We start from the raw sequence: 14,386 nt of genomic DNA on the forward strand, positions 1-14,386 counted from the left end.
TGGAGGCCTTGATGAACCCGACTGTGAGCGACGTGCCCGACGACCTGACGGCCGAGGACCTGATCGAGGAGGTCTCGATCGACGGCATGTGCGGCGTCTACTGATGCTCGACGAGGCCTGGACCCTGTCGTCGTCGGTGGCGCTGCGCCCGGAACGGTTCGGCGCGCTGGCCTACCACTTCGGCAACCGCAGGCTCACCTTCCTCAAGCGCAGGGAGCTGGTGGACGTGGTCCGGGCTCTCGGCGAGCACCCTGATGTGCGCTCTGCGCTGGTAGCTGCGGGCATTCCGGCCGAACAGCACCAGGCGTACGCCGGCGCCCTGCTCGGCCTGGCGGCCAGCGACATGATCCGACCCCGAGGAGCCGCAGCATGACCATCGCCCTGGAACGCCCACCGAGGGCGGACACGCTCATCGACCACTTCGAGCGGGGGCTCGACGCCCCCGTCTGTCTGACCTGGGAGCTGACCTACGCCTGCAACCTCGAGTGTGCGCACTGCCTGTCCAGCTCGGGTCGTCGCGACCCGCGCGAGTTGAGCACCGAGCAGTGCGAGGCGGTGATCGACGAGCTCCAGCGCATGCAGGTCTTCTACGTCAACATCGGCGGCGGCGAGCCGACGATCCGGCCTGACTTCTGGCACTTGCTGCAGTACGCCGTCGACCACCAGGTCGGCGTGAAGTTCTCCACCAACGGTGTCCGGATCACCCCGGAGCGGGCTGCGTTCCTGGCCTCGACCGACTACGTCGACGTGCAGATCTCCCTGGACGGCGCCACCGCCGAGGTCAACGACTATGTCCGTGGCCCAGGGTCCTACGACACGGCGCTGACCGCCCTGCGGAACCTGCAGGCGGCGGGCTTCGCGGACGCGAAGATCTCGGTGGTCTGCACCCGGCAGAACATCGGCCAGCTCGACGAGTTCAAGGCGTTGGCCGATTCCTTCGGGGCCACCCTGCGTCTGACTCGGCTGCGCCCCTCGGGGCGCGGTGCCGAGGTGTGGGACGAGCTGCACCCGCTCCCGGAGCAGCAGCGCGAGCTCTATGACTGGCTGATGGCACACGGCGAGGACGTGCTCACGGGCGACTCGTTCTTCCACCTCGCCGCGTTCGGGGAGTCCCTGCCCGGGCTCAACCTGTGCGGCGCCGGAAGAGTGGTCTGCCTGATCGATCCGATCGGCGACGTCTACGCCTGTCCGTTCGCCATTCACGACGAGTTCCTGGCCGGCAACCTGCTCGCGGATGGCGGGTTCCAGCAGGTGTGGCAGGGCTCGGAGCTGTTCGCCGAGCTGCGCTCCCCGCAGACAGGTGGCGCGTGTGCGAAGTGCGCGTTCTTCGATTCATGCCGCGGTGGCTGCATGGCCGCGAAGTTCTTCACCGGGTTGCCGCTCGAGGGGCCCGACCCGGAGTGCGTCCAGGGCTACGGCGAGAGCGCGCTCGAGGCGATGAACCAGGCGGGTGCCCGCGTCGTACCTCCCTCCAGCCAGGACCACTCCCGGTCCAGTCCGACTCGCAATCAGCCGGTGATGCTGCAGCTGCTGACCCGTCCACCGGTCTCGGCGTGCGCCGAGAGCCCTCTCGCCGGCTTCGTGCCCGGCGCCGACCACGGAAGTGCGTGCTGCTCGTGAAGTTCGAGAACCCCTGGAAGCAGAACCCCTGGTTCGAGTCCGTCGCCGTCGCCCAGGCGCGCGCCCGCAAGCGGCTGCCCGCCCCCGTCTACGGCGCGCTCGTCGCCGGTTCCGAGCGCGGTCAGAGCGTGGCCGACAACCAGGCCGCCTTCGCGGAGCTGGGAGTGGCGCCGGTGGTCGCCGGTCAGCACGCGAAGCGGTCGATGGCCACGACGCTGATGGGCCAGGACCTCTCCATGCCGGTCGCGATCAGCCCGACCGGGGTGCAGGCGGTGCACCCCGACGGTGAGGTGGCCGTCGCTCGGGCGGCGGCCGCCCGCGGCACCGTGATGGGGCTGTCGAACTTCGCGTCGAAGTCGGTGGAGGAGGTGACGGCGACCGGTGCGCCCACGTTCTTCCAGATGTACTGGACGGGCGACCGCGACGTCGTCGTGCAGCGGATGCAGCGGGCTGCCGACGCTGGCGCCGTGGGGCTCATCGCGACTCTGGACTGGTCGTTCTCGATGGGCCGTGACTGGGGGAGCCCCGAGATCCCGGAGAAGGTCGATCTCAAGACGATCGTTAGACTGGCACCCCAGGTCGCCACCAGGCCGCGCTGGCTCTACCAGTTCGCGCGGACGGGCCAGATTCCCGACCTTACCGCCCCCAACCTGGCCGCACCTGGCCCGGGCGAGACGCTCGGCGCAGCTCCGACGTTCTTCGGTGCCTACTACGAGTGGATGACCACGCCGCCGCCCAGCTGGGAGGACGTGGCGTGGATGCGCGAGCAGTGGAGCCAGATCAGCGGCAAGCCGTTCATGCTCAAGGGCGTCAGCCGCGTCGACGACGCCCGACGCGCCGTGGACGCGGGCGTCAGCGCGATCTCGGTGTCCAACCACGGGGGCAACAACCTCGATGGGACGCCTGCCGCCATCCGGATGGTCCGTCCGGTCGCCGAGGCGGTCGGGCATCAGATCGAAGTCGTCATGGACGGTGGCATCCGGCGTGGCTCCGACGTGGTCAAGGCGGTCGCCCTGGGTGCTCGCGCGGTGCTGATCGGTCGCGCCTACCTGTGGGGGCTGGCCGCCAACGGCCAGAGCGGCGTGGAGAACGTCCTCGACGTGCTGCGCAGCGGCATCGACTCCACCCTGCTCGGTCTCGGCGTCTCCTCGATCGACGAGCTCACCCCCGAGCACCTGCTGGTGCCGGAGGGCTTCGACCGCGTCCTGGGCGCCCGACCCGTGGGGAGCGCGTGAGCCGAGGCCTGGCGAGCGCCACCTGGCCCGCGCTTCCGTCTGGGCCGCTGGTGCTGGTGCCCGTCGGGTCGACCGAGCAGCACGGCCCCCACCTGCCGCTCGACACCGACACCGTGGTGGCCGAGGCGGTCGCACGCCGCGCTGCGGACCTCCTCGAGCATGAGGGGACGGGCGCGATTGACGTGCTGGTCGCTCCGCCGATCGCCTACGGCGCGAGCGGTGAGCACCAGGCCTTCGCCGGCACCTCCTCCATCGGCACCGAAGTGCTTGAGCGGGTCCTGGTCGAGCTGACCCGGTCGCTTCGCACCTGGGCGACGCGCGTCGTCTTCGTCAACGGGCACGGAGGCAACCTCGAGGCGCTCGACGGGGCGGTCGGTCAGCTCCGGGACGAGGGGCACGACGTGCGCTGGGTGCCGTGCGCCGCGGCGGGGATGGATGCTCACGCAGGCCGCGCCGAGACCTCGCTGCTGCTGCATTTGCGGCCGGAGACGGTGCGACTGGATCGGTTCGAGGCCGGCAACACCACGCCGGTGGCTCGGCTGCTGCCGTTGCTGCGGAGCGGGGGCGTGGCTGCCGCGTCCGCCAATGGAGTGCTCGGCGACCCTGCCGGTGCCAGCGCCGAGGAGGGCCTCCGCCTCCTCGAGGAGATGGCCCAACGGGTCGTCTCCCTGGTCGGTGTCCCGGTGACGGTGTGAGAGTCGCCCTGGTCACCGGTGCCGCCCGCGGCATCGGCGCGGCCACGGTGCGTCGCCTCGTCGCTGACGGCTACCACGTGACCGCAGTCGACCAGGACCCCGTCCGGCCGGCGGAGCACGTCCGGCCGGTCCTGGCCGACGTGCGGGACCGGGTGGCCCAGGAGCGCGCCGTGGCCGACACTGTCGAGCGCTGGGGGCGCCTGGACGTCGCCGTCGCCGGTGCTGCTGTGATCGCGGGCGGTCGACCCCTGTGGGAGACCCCCACCGACGACCTCGACCTGCTGCTGGACGTCGACCTGCGCGGCGTGTGGCACACCGCAGCAGCGGCGGTGCCCGCAATGCTCGCCGGCCCCGACCCGACGGGCTGCCGGTTCGTCGCGATCGCCTCGGCGGCGGGAAGTCACGGCCTGTTCCGCCTCGCGGCCTACAACGCCGCCAAGCATGGGGTCGTCGGGCTGGTCAAGGGGCTGGCAGCTGACCTCGTCGGCAGCGGCGTCACCGCCTGTGCGGTCTCGCCGGGCTCGACTCGCACGCCGATGCTGGAGCAGACCGCGGCGCTCTACGACGACGCTGACGTCGACGACCTCGTGCAACACCAGCTCCTGCGCCGGGTGCTGGAGCCCGAGGAGATGGCGGCCGCGATCGCCTTCTGCTGCAGTCGTGAGGGGGCTGTGCTCAACGGCGGCGTCGTCCATGCCGACGGCGGCTTCACCGGATGAGCCCCCCGAGGGGCTTCGAGGTGTGCCTGCGCGACGACGTCATTCGTTGCGGCGCAGGCGTCCTCATCGGTGGTTCACCGCTGCGTGCGATTCGTCTGTCGCCCCGGGCGTCCGCGATGTTGGAGGGCAACCGGCTGCGGGTCGTGGACGCTGCGTCCGGTCAGCTCGCACGGCGACTGCTCGTCGCCAACGTGGCGGACCCCGTCCTGAACGCAGCGGGCGTGGACCCGGGTGAGCTGACGGCGGTGATCCCTGTGCGTGACCGCTGCGTCCAGCTGGATCGTGCGCTGAGCACCCTCGGTCCACTCGTGCGGGTGGTGGTCGTCGACGACGGATCCCGCGACCCCGCGGCGGTCGCGGCGGTGGCGGCTCGGCACGGGGCTGACGTCGTCAGGCTCGACGCGAACCAGGGACCCGCCGGCGCCCGCAACGCCGGACTCGCCGCGGTGCGCACGCCGTACGTCGCGTTCGTCGACTCCGACGTCACCGTGACAGCCGGTGTGCTCCTCGATCTGGCCAGGCACCTGGCAGACCCGCAGGTCGCGCTCGTCGGTCCCCGGGTCGTCGGCATCGCGCGCTCGGCACGCCCGCGGTGGTTCGAGCGGTACGACGAGGTGGCCTCATCGCTGACGCTGGGAACCCGGGCCTGCTCGGTGGCACCACGAGCAGCCGTCGGGTGGCTTCCCAGCGCCTGTCTCGTCGGTCGCGTCGAGGCCCTCGGTGCCGGCTTCGATCACTCGATGCGGATGGGGGAGGACGTCGACCTGGTCTGGCGGCTGGTGGCCGACGGTCTGAGCGTGCGCTACGACCCGTCGTGCGTGGCGGCCCATGACGTGCGTGGCACCGTCCGCGGCTGGCTCGGCCGCAAGTTCCTCTACGGCACTGGCGGGGCCGACCTCGCGCTGCGGCACGGTGACCGGGTCGCACCAGCCGTCCTGCCGCCCACGATGGCGGTCGCGGCGTGGGCGCTGCTGAGTCGCCGGTGGTGGTCGCTGCCGGTGGCGGCGGCCGGTGTGGGGATGTCGGTGCGCAGGCTCGACGCGACGCTGCCCGGCGGGCACGGGCGCGCAGCGGTCGCGGTGCGGCTGGGAGTGCGCGGGCTCGGCTGGGCGCTGCGTCAGGAGTCGGACCTGGTGCTGCGCCACTGGTGGCCGGCGACCGCCGCGGCCTGCCTGGTCAGCGCCAGGGCGCGGCGGGTGCTGCTGAGCGCGCTCGCGGTGGACGCGGTGAGTCGTGGGCGCGCGGGGCTACGACCGGACCCGGTCACGGGCTGGCTGGGCCGCCGCCTCGACGACCTGGCCTACGGCGGCGGCCTGTGGGTGGGTGCGCTGAGGGGCCGATCGGTGCGGTGCCTCGTGCCTGCGCTCAGCGGCGGACGGCGGCCCGCTGCTCCTCGTGACTCGTGAGCTTGATCCGAGGGCGCCCCTCGGCCCGGCCGAGCTGCCGTTCGTGCTGGTCGAGCACCTGCCAGTCGGCAAGCCCGAACGTGCGGCCAGGCGCGTAGTCCGCAACGGGGGCGACGGGAGCGGGGAGCAATCCGGCCTCGAAGTCGGCCACCAGCTCGGCGACGGTCTCCCTCGCGCACCACTTGTTGGTGCCGATCCCGCCGCTGGGACCGCGCTTGGCCCATCCCACGACGTACCTGCCGGGACCGTCGCTAGCCGGCTGTTCGGACCGGAAGCCGACGGCCGCCAGCAGCAATCCGGCCTCCACCTGTGTCGGTTCCTCGTCCAGTCGGTGCCGGACCTGGACGCCCTCGACGCGGTCGGCGCCCAGCACCCGCTCCGGCGTGCTGTGGAAGCGGAGCTCCAGGCGGCGTTGGCCAGGGGCGGAGCCCGCGTGCGCGTGCAGCCAGGCCAGCTTGCTCCGCACGACGGCGGCCATCGACCCCGCGGGGAGGCCCGGGAGGAGGCCGGCGGCCAGGTCACGTTCGGCGACGTGGACGCTCAGGCCGGCCACTCGGTCGAGGGCGAACAGCTCACCGGCCGTGCAGGCAGCCTCGGCGGGGGAGCGGCGCCCCAGGACCTCGACCTCCTCGATACGTGACGAGGCCAGCGACTCGAGGGCGTGCGATGCGATATCGGTGCGGCGCAGGACGTCCGCGTCGGTCAGTAGCAGCCGAGCCAGGTCGAGGGCCACGTTGCCGTTGCCGACGACCACGGCGCGGTGGTGCGACAGGTCCGGGGTTAGGTCGGCATGGTCGGGGTGGCCGTTGTACCAGCCCACGAACCGGGCGGCGTCCAGGCTCCCGGGGAGCTCCTCGCCGGGGATGCCGAGCCGCCGGGACGCGGGGGCGCCGGTCGCGAGCACCACGGCATGGTGGCTCTCGAGCAACTCGTCCACGCTGACGTCGCTGCCGACCTCGACGCCGAGCTGGAGGGTCACGCCCGGGCGACGCCACAGTCGCCCCAGGGGCTCGGCGATGGACTTGGTATCGGCGTGGTCGGGCGCCACACCGTGGCGCAGCAGACCGCCCGGCGTCAGCAGCCGATCCAGGACCGTGATCTCGGGGTCGAGACCACGCACCGCGAGCAGGGCGTCGATCGTGTACGACGCCGAGGGACCGGTGCCGACCACGGCGACCCGCAGCCGCTCGGTCGACTGGGCGGCCGAGGCTGCAAGAGCGCGCGGGGGAGTGACGGGCGAGTGGGGCTCCCGCGAGGTCTCGTCGGAGGCCGCGAAGAAGTCCCGGTTGAGGGCGGCGAACGGCTCATCGACCGGCTCGAGCTCGTAGTCCGCCACGATCGCACGGACCGGACAGACGTCGACGCATGCTCCGCAGTCGATGCAGGTGTCCGGATCGATGTAGACCATCTCTGCGCTACGGAAGCCGTCCTCGCCCGGGGCGGGGTGGATGCAGTTGACCGGGCAGGCGGCGACGCAGGCGGCGTCGCTGCAGCAGCTCCGCGTGACGATGTGGGTCACGACTTCCCCCAATGAGGTAGTTGATCTAGACGTATTTGATGTGACGAGGGTAACGTCCCGATCGTTCGATTGACAGAGTCTGCCAAGAATGAGAGATGGAGACGGCCATGACCGAACTCGTCACACGCGTGCTCAACGACCACCGGATGGTCGGGGTGGGGCCCGTGGAGGAGGGCAACGACCGCTTCGACCGGCTGCGTTCGGACGGGCCGATCGCCTGGGTGGAGGAGCCTGACCGCAGCTACTGGATGGTGCTCGACCACGAGCTGACGCGTCGCTGCTTGCAGGACCCGGGGACGTTCTCCAGCTCCGTGGTCACGCCGCTCAACCCTGATCCGTCGTTCGCGATGATCCCGATCCAGCTGGACGCTCCCGAGCACACTCCGTGGCGCCAGCTCCTCGCGCGCTACTTCGCGCCGCGTCGCATGACCGAGCTGCGTCCGCGACTCGAGGAGCGGTGCCGGGATCTGGTGCTGCAGGTACGCTCCACCGGCAGCGGCGACCTGCTCAAGGACATCGGCCTGCAGTTCCCCACCGTCGTCTTCCTCGAACTGATGGGCCTCCCGGTCGACCGGCTCCCCCAGTTCCTGGAGTGGGAGTCCGCGGCGCTCGCGCCCGGCGCCGAGGGAGAGTTCGACGCCGAGAGCCAGATGATGGCGATGCTCTCGGTCGTCGGCTACTTCCAGGAGGAGATCGAGCGTCGGCGCCGGGAGGGCGACCGGCCCGAGGGTCTGCTGTCCGACATGCTGAGCTGGGAGATCGACGGTGTGCCCGCGCCGGACGACTCCCTGGTGAACTGCTGCATGCTGCTGTTCCTGGCTGGCCTCGATACGGTCGCCATGAGCCTGTCGTTCATGATGCATCACCTCGCGACCCATGCGGAGGACCGCGCGCACGTCGCCTCGATCGCGAGTGACGGTGAACCGATGGGTGACGTGGTCGAGGAGCTGCTGCGCTACTACACCGTGCCCGAGGTGGGCCGGAAGGTCACCCAGGACGTCGAGGTGGGCGGGGCCCTGCTGAAGGCGGGCGACCTCGTCCTCTTCCCGCTGATGTCGGCCAACCGAGACGAGGCCTGGCTCACCGGCGCCGACCGGGTCGACCTCGACCGGGGACAGGTGGCGCCACACCTGGCCTTCGGTGCAGGACCGCATCGCTGCCTGGGCTCCCACCTGGCCCGCATCGAGCTCGACATCGCCCTGACCGAGTGGCACCGTGCGATCCCTGACTACGGGCTCGACCCGGCGTGGGAGCCGCAGGCCTACTGGGGCAACGTGCACGGCATGTTCGCGCTGCCGCTCGTCGTGAAGGGAGGGGCGCCGTCGTGACCCAGGTCAAGGTCGATCGCAACCTCTGCTCGGGCCACGCCCGCTGCCACGCCACGGCACCAGCCGTCTACGATCTGGACGAGTTGGGATACGTCGCCGTGTTCGACCCCGAGGTCGCCCCGGGACAGGTGGAGGAGGCGCGTCGCGGTGCCGCGGCCTGCCCCGAGCGGGCCCTGCAGCTGACGGACTGATGCTGCTCGTGCGGACTTCGGCCCGTGTCGCCGCGGCCGAGGCAACGCCCTTCCGGGAGACTGCTGGGATGCGCGAACTGCCGATGCTCAGCGGATGGGACCGTCGACGCCAGCAGGTGACGCTCGACATCGAGCGGTGTGCCTTCGCGCTGGTCGCGGACCGTGGCTACGCGGACACCACCATGACAGCCGTCGCGGACGCTGCGGGGGTCTCCATCCGCACGGTGCACCGCTACTTCCCGGCGAAAGAGGATCTGCTGCTGTCCGTCGTGCGGCGCCGCCGCGAGGTGACTCTGTCGGCGATGACCGCGCTCGACGACAGCGCGGACCCGCTCGGCGACATGCTCGGGATCTTCAAGGCCCTCGCCTACGGCCACCGTGACGAGCTGTCGCACTACCGCCTCTGGATGCGCGCCATGGAGCAGGCGCCGGAGCTGCAGGGCAAGGCCTCCGGCGACCTGCTCCAGGAGACCGCAACCGAGCTCAGCCGGCATGTGGCCCGTCAGTGGGGCGTCGACCCGCGGACGGACCCGCGACCGATGGTGCTCGCCCACGCACTGCTGGCGGCGGTCGACGCGGCGACGCGCTATTGGCACCAGCGTGGCGGTGTCGACCCTTGGTCCGATCTCTTCGACATGGTGCGGTCCACGCTGCGCACGGGGTTCACCGACATCGTGGCGGACCCCGAGCGCGGCGAGGCCCGATGACGCGCCTCACGAGGACGCCGCCCGGAGGCCCAGTGGTTGTCGTGGGCGGTGGCCTCGGTGGCTGGCGCACAGTCACGGAGCTGCGTCGCCTGGGATATACCGGCTCGCTGGTCCTCCTCGCCGAGGAGGAGCACCGCCCCTACGATCGGCCACCGCTCTCCAAGCAGGTGCTGATGGGAGGCGCGGAGCTGGACTCCGCCTTCCTCGCCGATCCGGACGAGGCCGCAGCGCTCGAGATCGACCTGGTGCTGGGAGCTGCCGCTACCCAGGTGACTCGAGGCTCGGTGGAGACGGGCGACGCGTCGTACGCGTGGGGGAGTCTGGTCCTCGCGACCGGGGGCTCGCCACGTCTGCCGGCGTTCGTTCCCGCCCACGAGCGGGTCCACTCGTTGCGCACGCGCAGTGATGCCGAGCGCATCGCCGGGGCGATGGCCGGCGCCGAGTCGCTTCTCGTCGTGGGCGGCGGCTTTATCGGGATGGAGGTCGCCGCGGCCGGGCGTGCACGTGGGCACGCGGTCACCTTAATCGAGGGCCAGGAGACGCTGGCGCATGCCGGCGTGGGGAGGGAGATGGGGCTCGCCCTGCAGGAGCTCCATCGGTCGCGGGGGGTGGACGTCCTCACCGGGTCCCCCGTGGTGTCGATGACGGCTGACGACCGCGGGACCGAGGTGGTCACGGCAGCAGGGGAGAGAGCCCGGGGCGAGGCGGCCGTCGTCGGCCTCGGCATCGCTCCCAGGACCGAGCTGCTGGGCGGTGCCGGTCTCGACCTGTCTGATGGCTTCGTCTGCGACGACGAGGGCCGCGTACTCGGACTCGACGGTGTTTGGGCGGTCGGGGACGTGGCGCGATGGACCGCGTCCGATGGACGCGCGGTGCGGCGTGAGCACTGGTCGACCGCTGTTGACCAGGCGGCGATCGTGGCGCACGCGCTGCTGGAGGAGCCGGTGCCGGCCTCGCTGCGGACTCCGCCGTACGTGTGGAGCGACCAGTACGGTCTGAAGCTCCAACAGCTCGGACGCCCCGAGCTCGCCGACTCACAGGGATGGCTGGAGCGCGAGGGGCACACGGGGGTCTACGGCTATCGGCGAGGGGACTCGCTTGTGGCTGTCACGACTCTCGGCCCCCCGCGCTTGATGGCCCCGCACCGGCGCAACGTGATGGCTGCGCTGGCCGGCCACCTCGGCTGAGAGCCGGCCGAACCACCTCTGAACGAGCGAGACCCCCACCTTCCACGTATGTGGGAGGTGGGGGTCTCGTTCGCTCGTTCGCTCGTTCGCTCGTTCGCTCGAGCGCCGCAGCGTTCAGCCGGGAGCCCTCAGCGGATGGAGAAGCCCGCGTCCAGCGCCCACTGGGTGCCGGTGATGAAGCGCGCCTCGTCGGAGACGAGGAAGGCCACCGCGTTGGCGATGTCCTCGGGCTGCAGGATGTCGATCGGCAGTGCGTTCTGCATCGCCGAGATGTTGGTGTCGGGGTCGGCCATCATCCTGCCCATCGCCTCGTTGGCGACCATGCCGGTCATGACGCCGGTGGGGTGGATGGTGTTCACCCGGATCATCTCGGACGCGTACTGCGTGGCGAGCACCTGCATGTAGCCGACCAGGCCGCGCTTGGCGGAGGTGTAGGCCTGGGCGCTGGGCTCGTCGGTGGCGGTGCCCTTGAGGCCGGCACTGGAGCTGGTGATCACGATGGAACCACCGCGGCCGCCCTCGCGGAGCTTGGGCAGCGACGCCTGGACGGTGTTGAAGGTGCCGGTGAGCAAGATGTCGAGCGTGTCCTGCCACTCCGCGACCGGGTCCTGGCTGTCGCCGAGCCGCAGGATGCCGGCGTTGGCCAGCACCATGTCGACGCGATCGAACTCGGCGTACCCGTCGTCGAAGACCCGCTGGACGGCGGCCGCGTCGCGAACGTCGGCCACACCGGTGACCATCCGGCGACCCTGCTTCTCGACCAGACGGGCGGTCTCGTCGAGGTCCTCGCGCGAGGCGCAGGGGTAGTTCATCGACGGGATATCGGCGCAGATGTCGAGGCCGATGATGTCGACCCCCTCCTGGGCCAGACGGACGGCGTGTGCGCGGCCCTGACCGCGGGCGGCGCCGGTGATGAAGGCGACGCGGCCCTCGAGTGAGCTCATGGTGTTCTCCTGTGGGTGGGTGGGCGTAGGGACGTTCACGACATGCCGATGGCGATGGACTTCACCCGCAGGAACTCCTCGAAGCCCGCGCGGCCGCCCTCCTTGCCGACGCCGCTGATGCCGATGCCGCCGAAGGGTCGGTGGGCGGCGAGGTTCATGGCGCCGTTGATGAGCACCTCGCCGGTCTCGAGCTCCGCGGCGATACGCGTGGCGCGCTTGAGGTCCTTGGTCTGGATGTAGGCCGAGAGCCCGTAGCGCGTGGAGTTGGCGATCCTGATCGCCTCGTCGTCGTCGTTGAACTTCGTGATCGCCAGCACCGGTCCGAAGACCTCGTTCTGGGCCAGCTCGGAGTCGGGTTCGACATCGGTGAACACGGTCGGCTCGATGAAGAAGCCCGGACGATCGATCCGCTTGCCACCGGCCACCAGGGTCGCCCCGTCGGCCTGGGCGCGCTCGATCATCCCCATGATCCGGTCGACGGCAGCCTGGTTGACGACCGGACCGCTGATGGTCGTCGGATCCATCGGGTCTCCCGTGGCGATCATCGCGACCGTCGCCTTGACGCCCTCGACGACCTGGTCGTGGATCGACTCGTGGACCAGCATCCGTGTCGGCAGCGCGCAGCCCTGACCGGTCAGCGCGCCCACGGACATGAAGGTGCCCAGGAAGCACGCGGCCTGGATGTCGGCGTCCTCGAGGACGATGTTGGCGGACTTGCCGCCGAGCTCGAGTACGACCGGCTTCATCGTCGCAGCGCAGGCCTCGAGAATCTTCGTCGCGGTCGCAGGCCCACCGGTGAAGGTGACCTTCTTGACCAGATCGTGGGTGACCAGCTGGTGCCCGGCCTCCGCGGTGCCCGGCAGCATGTTAATGACGCCGGGCGGGAAGCCGGCCCGCTCCACGAGATCCATGAAGAGCTCCCCGCTGAACGGCGTCATCTCGCTCGGCTTCACGACGACCGTGTTCCCGGCTGCGACGGCCGGCGGGACCTTCATCGCCAGCGAGATCAGGGGGCCGTTCCACGTGATGATGATGCCGATGACGCCGTAGGGCTCGAGCAGCGTGTAGCCCAGCTCGCCGTCCTGTACCGGGTTGCCCGTCACGTCGCCTGAGATCTTGTCAGCCCAACCGGCGTAGTAGCGGGTCCACTCCGCCGCGAGCGGCGGGAAGGCGGCGCCTCCGGTGAGCCCGGTGCCGTTGTCGAGGGCGCCGAGTCGGGCGAAGTCCGCAGCGTGCTCGTCGATCAGGTCGGCCAGCTTGAGCAGGTGGGCGCGCCGCTGCGCCGGGGGAGTGCGCCGCCACCCCTCGTACGCCGCGTGGGCGGCCGCGACGGCACGGTCTACGTCCTCCTTGTCGGCGAGCGGGATGCGACCGTTGACGGTGCCGCTCGCGGGATCGACGTGGTCGTGGAAGCCGCCTGCTCCCGCGGTGAGGCGTTCGCCGTTGATGTGGAGATGGACGGCCGGGGGGGTGTGCTCGGACATGCGGTGCTCCGGTTCTCGATACAGGTTAAACAGGTAGAGGATGGGCGCCCAGTCAAGGGTGACGCGCGCCACGTGTCAATAGATCCGGACCGGTCCGTTCCGAAATGCGGGGAACGGGCGCGGTGCTGACTCAGTCTGCGCGGACGATCGCGTGGATATGGCTGAGCACGTCGTGGTCGAGCAGCATCGAGAGCGCGTTGTCGAGGTTGCGCTGGGTGACGGCCAGGTCGTGGTTGTAGCTTCCGTGGGCCAGGGTCGCCATGCTGGCGTCCAGCATGTCGAGCGCGAAGAGCGCGAAGTGGCGCAGGGCGAACTCGCGATCGATCTCGACGCCACCGGCGGCGAGGCCGGCCAGGTAGATGTCGAGCACCTCGGCCTCGTGCTCGCGTCGCTGCTCGATGGGGAGGGCGGTGAGCAGGAAGTAGGCGAGGTCGCGCAGCCCGTGGCCGCGGAAGATCACCTGCCAGTCGAAGAAGCCCGCCTCCCCGTCGCTGGTCGCGAAGGTGTTGCCGAAGTGACTGTCTCCGTGCAGCAGCGTGCGTGGCAGCGTCTCCCAGTAGTCGAAGATCGCGTCCTGGTGCTCGCGCCAGGCCTGGGTGAGCGCGAGGGCCTCGGGCGGAAGGGCGCGACCGGCCTCGGTCGCCAGGTAGCTGTCGCGGGCTCCGCCGAGGTTGCCGCAGAGCCAGGACCAGCCGAAGCGTTGCGTGCGGGGGCGCACCCAGGAGAGGTCGCTCTCGAAGCGCGGGCTCTCCCAGTACGTCGCGTGCAGGGTGGCCAGTGCGCGAGCCACAGCCTTGGCGTGTTCTGGCGTACAGGTGTCCTTGAGCCAGAAGGGCTGGCAGTCACGGTCGGCGAGATCCTCGAGGACGAGGAGGAACCTGCCCCCTGGGTGGGACTCGGCGTGGAAGGCGCGGGGCGCGAGGGCCGGCAGCTCGGGCTGGACGTCGGTGTAGAAGCGCACCTCCAACTCGTGCATGTGCAGCACCGAGAGGGTCAGCAGGTGGTGGGGCTCGACGGGAGTGGCCTTGAGGAAGACGTGCGCCGGGAGCCCGGCCGCCACGCCGACCTCGTTCCAGATGACCGAGAGCCGAAGGCGATCGGTCATCCCGGCATGCCGATCGACGTCGAGCGCGTCGAGGACCTTCGCGCCGGGGACACTCGAGCCGATCGTCTCGGTGAGCCACGCGGCGGTGACGACGTCGACGGTGTGCGGTCCGACGAGCATCAGCCCGGTCGCTGAGGCGAGAGCGGTGTCGGCCGCGGTCAGGGCATCGAGCGCGTCGCTCATCAGGGGAGCCACGACGGTGGCGGGTGGGTTCTGCAGGGCTGTCACGTGTTCCTCCAAGGGTGG

General features: G+C 70.8%; 15 protein-coding genes. 11 read left to right on the top strand and 4 right to left on the bottom strand.

Features of this window, described 5'->3' with window-relative positions; genetic code table 11:
• Positions 1-11 precede the first annotated feature (11 nt).
• From mftA to mftF, 7 genes are read left to right on the top strand one after another with little or no spacing between them, the layout of a single operon-like run.
• Entirely contained in the window at positions 12-104 is a 93-nt protein-coding gene (gene mftA / locus ACYU7L_RS12230) for a mycofactocin precursor MftA (protein WP_460796893.1), read from the top strand.
• On the top strand, positions 104-373 hold the full coding sequence (gene mftB, locus ACYU7L_RS12235) for a mycofactocin biosynthesis chaperone MftB (protein ID WP_460796895.1): 270 nt from the start codon (positions 104-106) through the stop codon (positions 371-373). The genes mftA and mftB overlap by 1 nt, the downstream gene beginning before the upstream one ends.
• Positions 370-1,620, top strand: a complete 1,251-nt coding sequence (gene mftC / locus ACYU7L_RS12240) for a mycofactocin radical SAM maturase (RefSeq protein ID WP_460796897.1) — start codon at positions 370-372, stop codon at positions 1,618-1,620. The genes mftB and mftC overlap by 4 nt, the downstream gene beginning before the upstream one ends.
• Positions 1,608-2,855, top strand: a complete 1,248-nt coding sequence (gene mftD / locus ACYU7L_RS12245; RefSeq protein WP_460796899.1) for a pre-mycofactocin synthase MftD — start codon at positions 1,608-1,610, stop codon at positions 2,853-2,855. The genes mftC and mftD overlap by 13 nt, the downstream gene beginning before the upstream one ends.
• Complete coding sequence (mftE, locus tag ACYU7L_RS12250; protein WP_460796901.1) at positions 2,852-3,550, top strand: mycofactocin biosynthesis peptidyl-dipeptidase MftE; 699 nt, start codon at positions 2,852-2,854, stop codon at positions 3,548-3,550. Before mftD ends, mftE begins: the two co-directional genes overlap by 4 nt.
• On the top strand, positions 3,547-4,269 hold the full coding sequence (locus ACYU7L_RS12255) for a mycofactocin-coupled SDR family oxidoreductase (RefSeq protein WP_460796903.1): 723 nt from the start codon (positions 3,547-3,549) through the stop codon (positions 4,267-4,269). The genes mftE and ACYU7L_RS12255 overlap by 4 nt, the downstream gene beginning before the upstream one ends.
• The gene (mftF, locus tag ACYU7L_RS12260) at positions 4,266-5,675 is read left to right on the top strand and encodes a mycofactocin biosynthesis glycosyltransferase MftF (RefSeq protein ID WP_460796905.1); all 1,410 of its coding nucleotides are present in this window, start codon (positions 4,266-4,268) and stop codon (positions 5,673-5,675) included. The genes ACYU7L_RS12255 and mftF overlap by 4 nt, the downstream gene beginning before the upstream one ends.
• Here the strand turns inward: mftF and ACYU7L_RS12265 are convergent.
• A complete protein-coding gene (locus ACYU7L_RS12265; protein WP_460796908.1) occupies positions 5,635-7,194 on the bottom strand; it encodes a 4Fe-4S binding protein in 1,560 nt (519 codons plus the stop codon). The genes mftF and ACYU7L_RS12265 overlap by 41 nt on opposite strands.
• A gap of 107 nt (positions 7,195-7,301) precedes the next feature.
• Here ACYU7L_RS12265 and ACYU7L_RS12270 point away from each other — a divergent pair, with 107 nt between their 5' ends.
• From ACYU7L_RS12270 to ACYU7L_RS12285, 4 genes are all read left to right on the top strand, one after another.
• Entirely contained in the window at positions 7,302-8,522 is a 1,221-nt protein-coding gene (locus ACYU7L_RS12270; RefSeq protein WP_460796911.1) for a cytochrome P450, read from the top strand.
• Positions 8,519-8,713 (top strand): ferredoxin, encoded by a 195-nt coding sequence (locus tag ACYU7L_RS12275; RefSeq protein ID WP_460796913.1) that lies wholly within the window; start codon positions 8,519-8,521, stop codon positions 8,711-8,713. Before ACYU7L_RS12270 ends, ACYU7L_RS12275 begins: the two co-directional genes overlap by 4 nt.
• Before the next feature lie 68 nt (positions 8,714-8,781).
• Positions 8,782-9,420: a TetR/AcrR family transcriptional regulator gene (locus ACYU7L_RS12280; RefSeq protein WP_460796915.1), complete on the top strand. Its 639-nt coding sequence runs from the start codon at positions 8,782-8,784 to the stop codon at positions 9,418-9,420.
• A gap of 41 nt (positions 9,421-9,461) precedes the next feature.
• Positions 9,462-10,607: an NAD(P)/FAD-dependent oxidoreductase gene (locus ACYU7L_RS12285; protein ID WP_460796917.1), complete on the top strand. Its 1,146-nt coding sequence runs from the start codon at positions 9,462-9,464 to the stop codon at positions 10,605-10,607.
• A gap of 128 nt (positions 10,608-10,735) precedes the next feature.
• On the opposite strand, the gene ACYU7L_RS12290 is transcribed toward ACYU7L_RS12285, so the two are convergent.
• The 3 genes from ACYU7L_RS12290 to ACYU7L_RS12300 form a co-directional block, all read right to left on the bottom strand.
• A complete protein-coding gene (locus ACYU7L_RS12290; RefSeq protein ID WP_460796919.1) occupies positions 10,736-11,551 on the bottom strand; it encodes a mycofactocin-coupled SDR family oxidoreductase in 816 nt (271 codons plus the stop codon).
• A 35-nt stretch (positions 11,552-11,586) separates the two neighbouring features.
• Positions 11,587-13,035, bottom strand: a complete 1,449-nt coding sequence (locus ACYU7L_RS12295) for an aldehyde dehydrogenase family protein (RefSeq protein WP_460796921.1) — start codon at positions 13,033-13,035, stop codon at positions 11,587-11,589.
• Between the two features lie 130 nt (positions 13,036-13,165).
• Positions 13,166-14,368, bottom strand: coding sequence for a phosphotransferase (locus ACYU7L_RS12300; RefSeq protein ID WP_460796923.1), 1,203 nt, complete (start codon positions 14,366-14,368; stop codon positions 13,166-13,168).
• Positions 14,369-14,386: the final 18 nt, after the last annotated feature.

The sequence above is a fragment of the Nocardioides pacificus genome (genome assembly GCF_054775955.1).

Bases quoted from the DNA above. Each gene is read 5' to 3' on its own strand.
- mftA (WP_460796893.1), top strand. From the start codon at position 12: ATGAACCCGACTGTGAGCGACGTGCCCGACGACCTGACGGCCGAGGAC.
- mftB (WP_460796895.1), top strand. From the start codon at position 104: ATGCTCGACGAGGCCTGGACCCTGTCGTCGTCGGTGGCGCTGCGCCCG.
- mftC (WP_460796897.1), top strand. From the start codon at position 370: ATGACCATCGCCCTGGAACGCCCACCGAGGGCGGACACGCTCATCGAC.
- mftF (WP_460796905.1), top strand. From the start codon at position 4,266: ATGAGCCCCCCGAGGGGCTTCGAGGTGTGCCTGCGCGACGACGTCATT.
- ACYU7L_RS12270 (WP_460796911.1), top strand. From the start codon at position 7,302: ATGACCGAACTCGTCACACGCGTGCTCAACGACCACCGGATGGTCGGG.
- ACYU7L_RS12280 (WP_460796915.1), top strand. From the start codon at position 8,782: ATGCGCGAACTGCCGATGCTCAGCGGATGGGACCGTCGACGCCAGCAG.
- ACYU7L_RS12290 (WP_460796919.1), bottom strand. From the start codon at position 11,551: ATGAGCTCACTCGAGGGCCGCGTCGCCTTCATCACCGGCGCCGCCCGC.
- ACYU7L_RS12295 (WP_460796921.1), bottom strand. From the start codon at position 13,035: ATGTCCGAGCACACCCCCCCGGCCGTCCATCTCCACATCAACGGCGAA.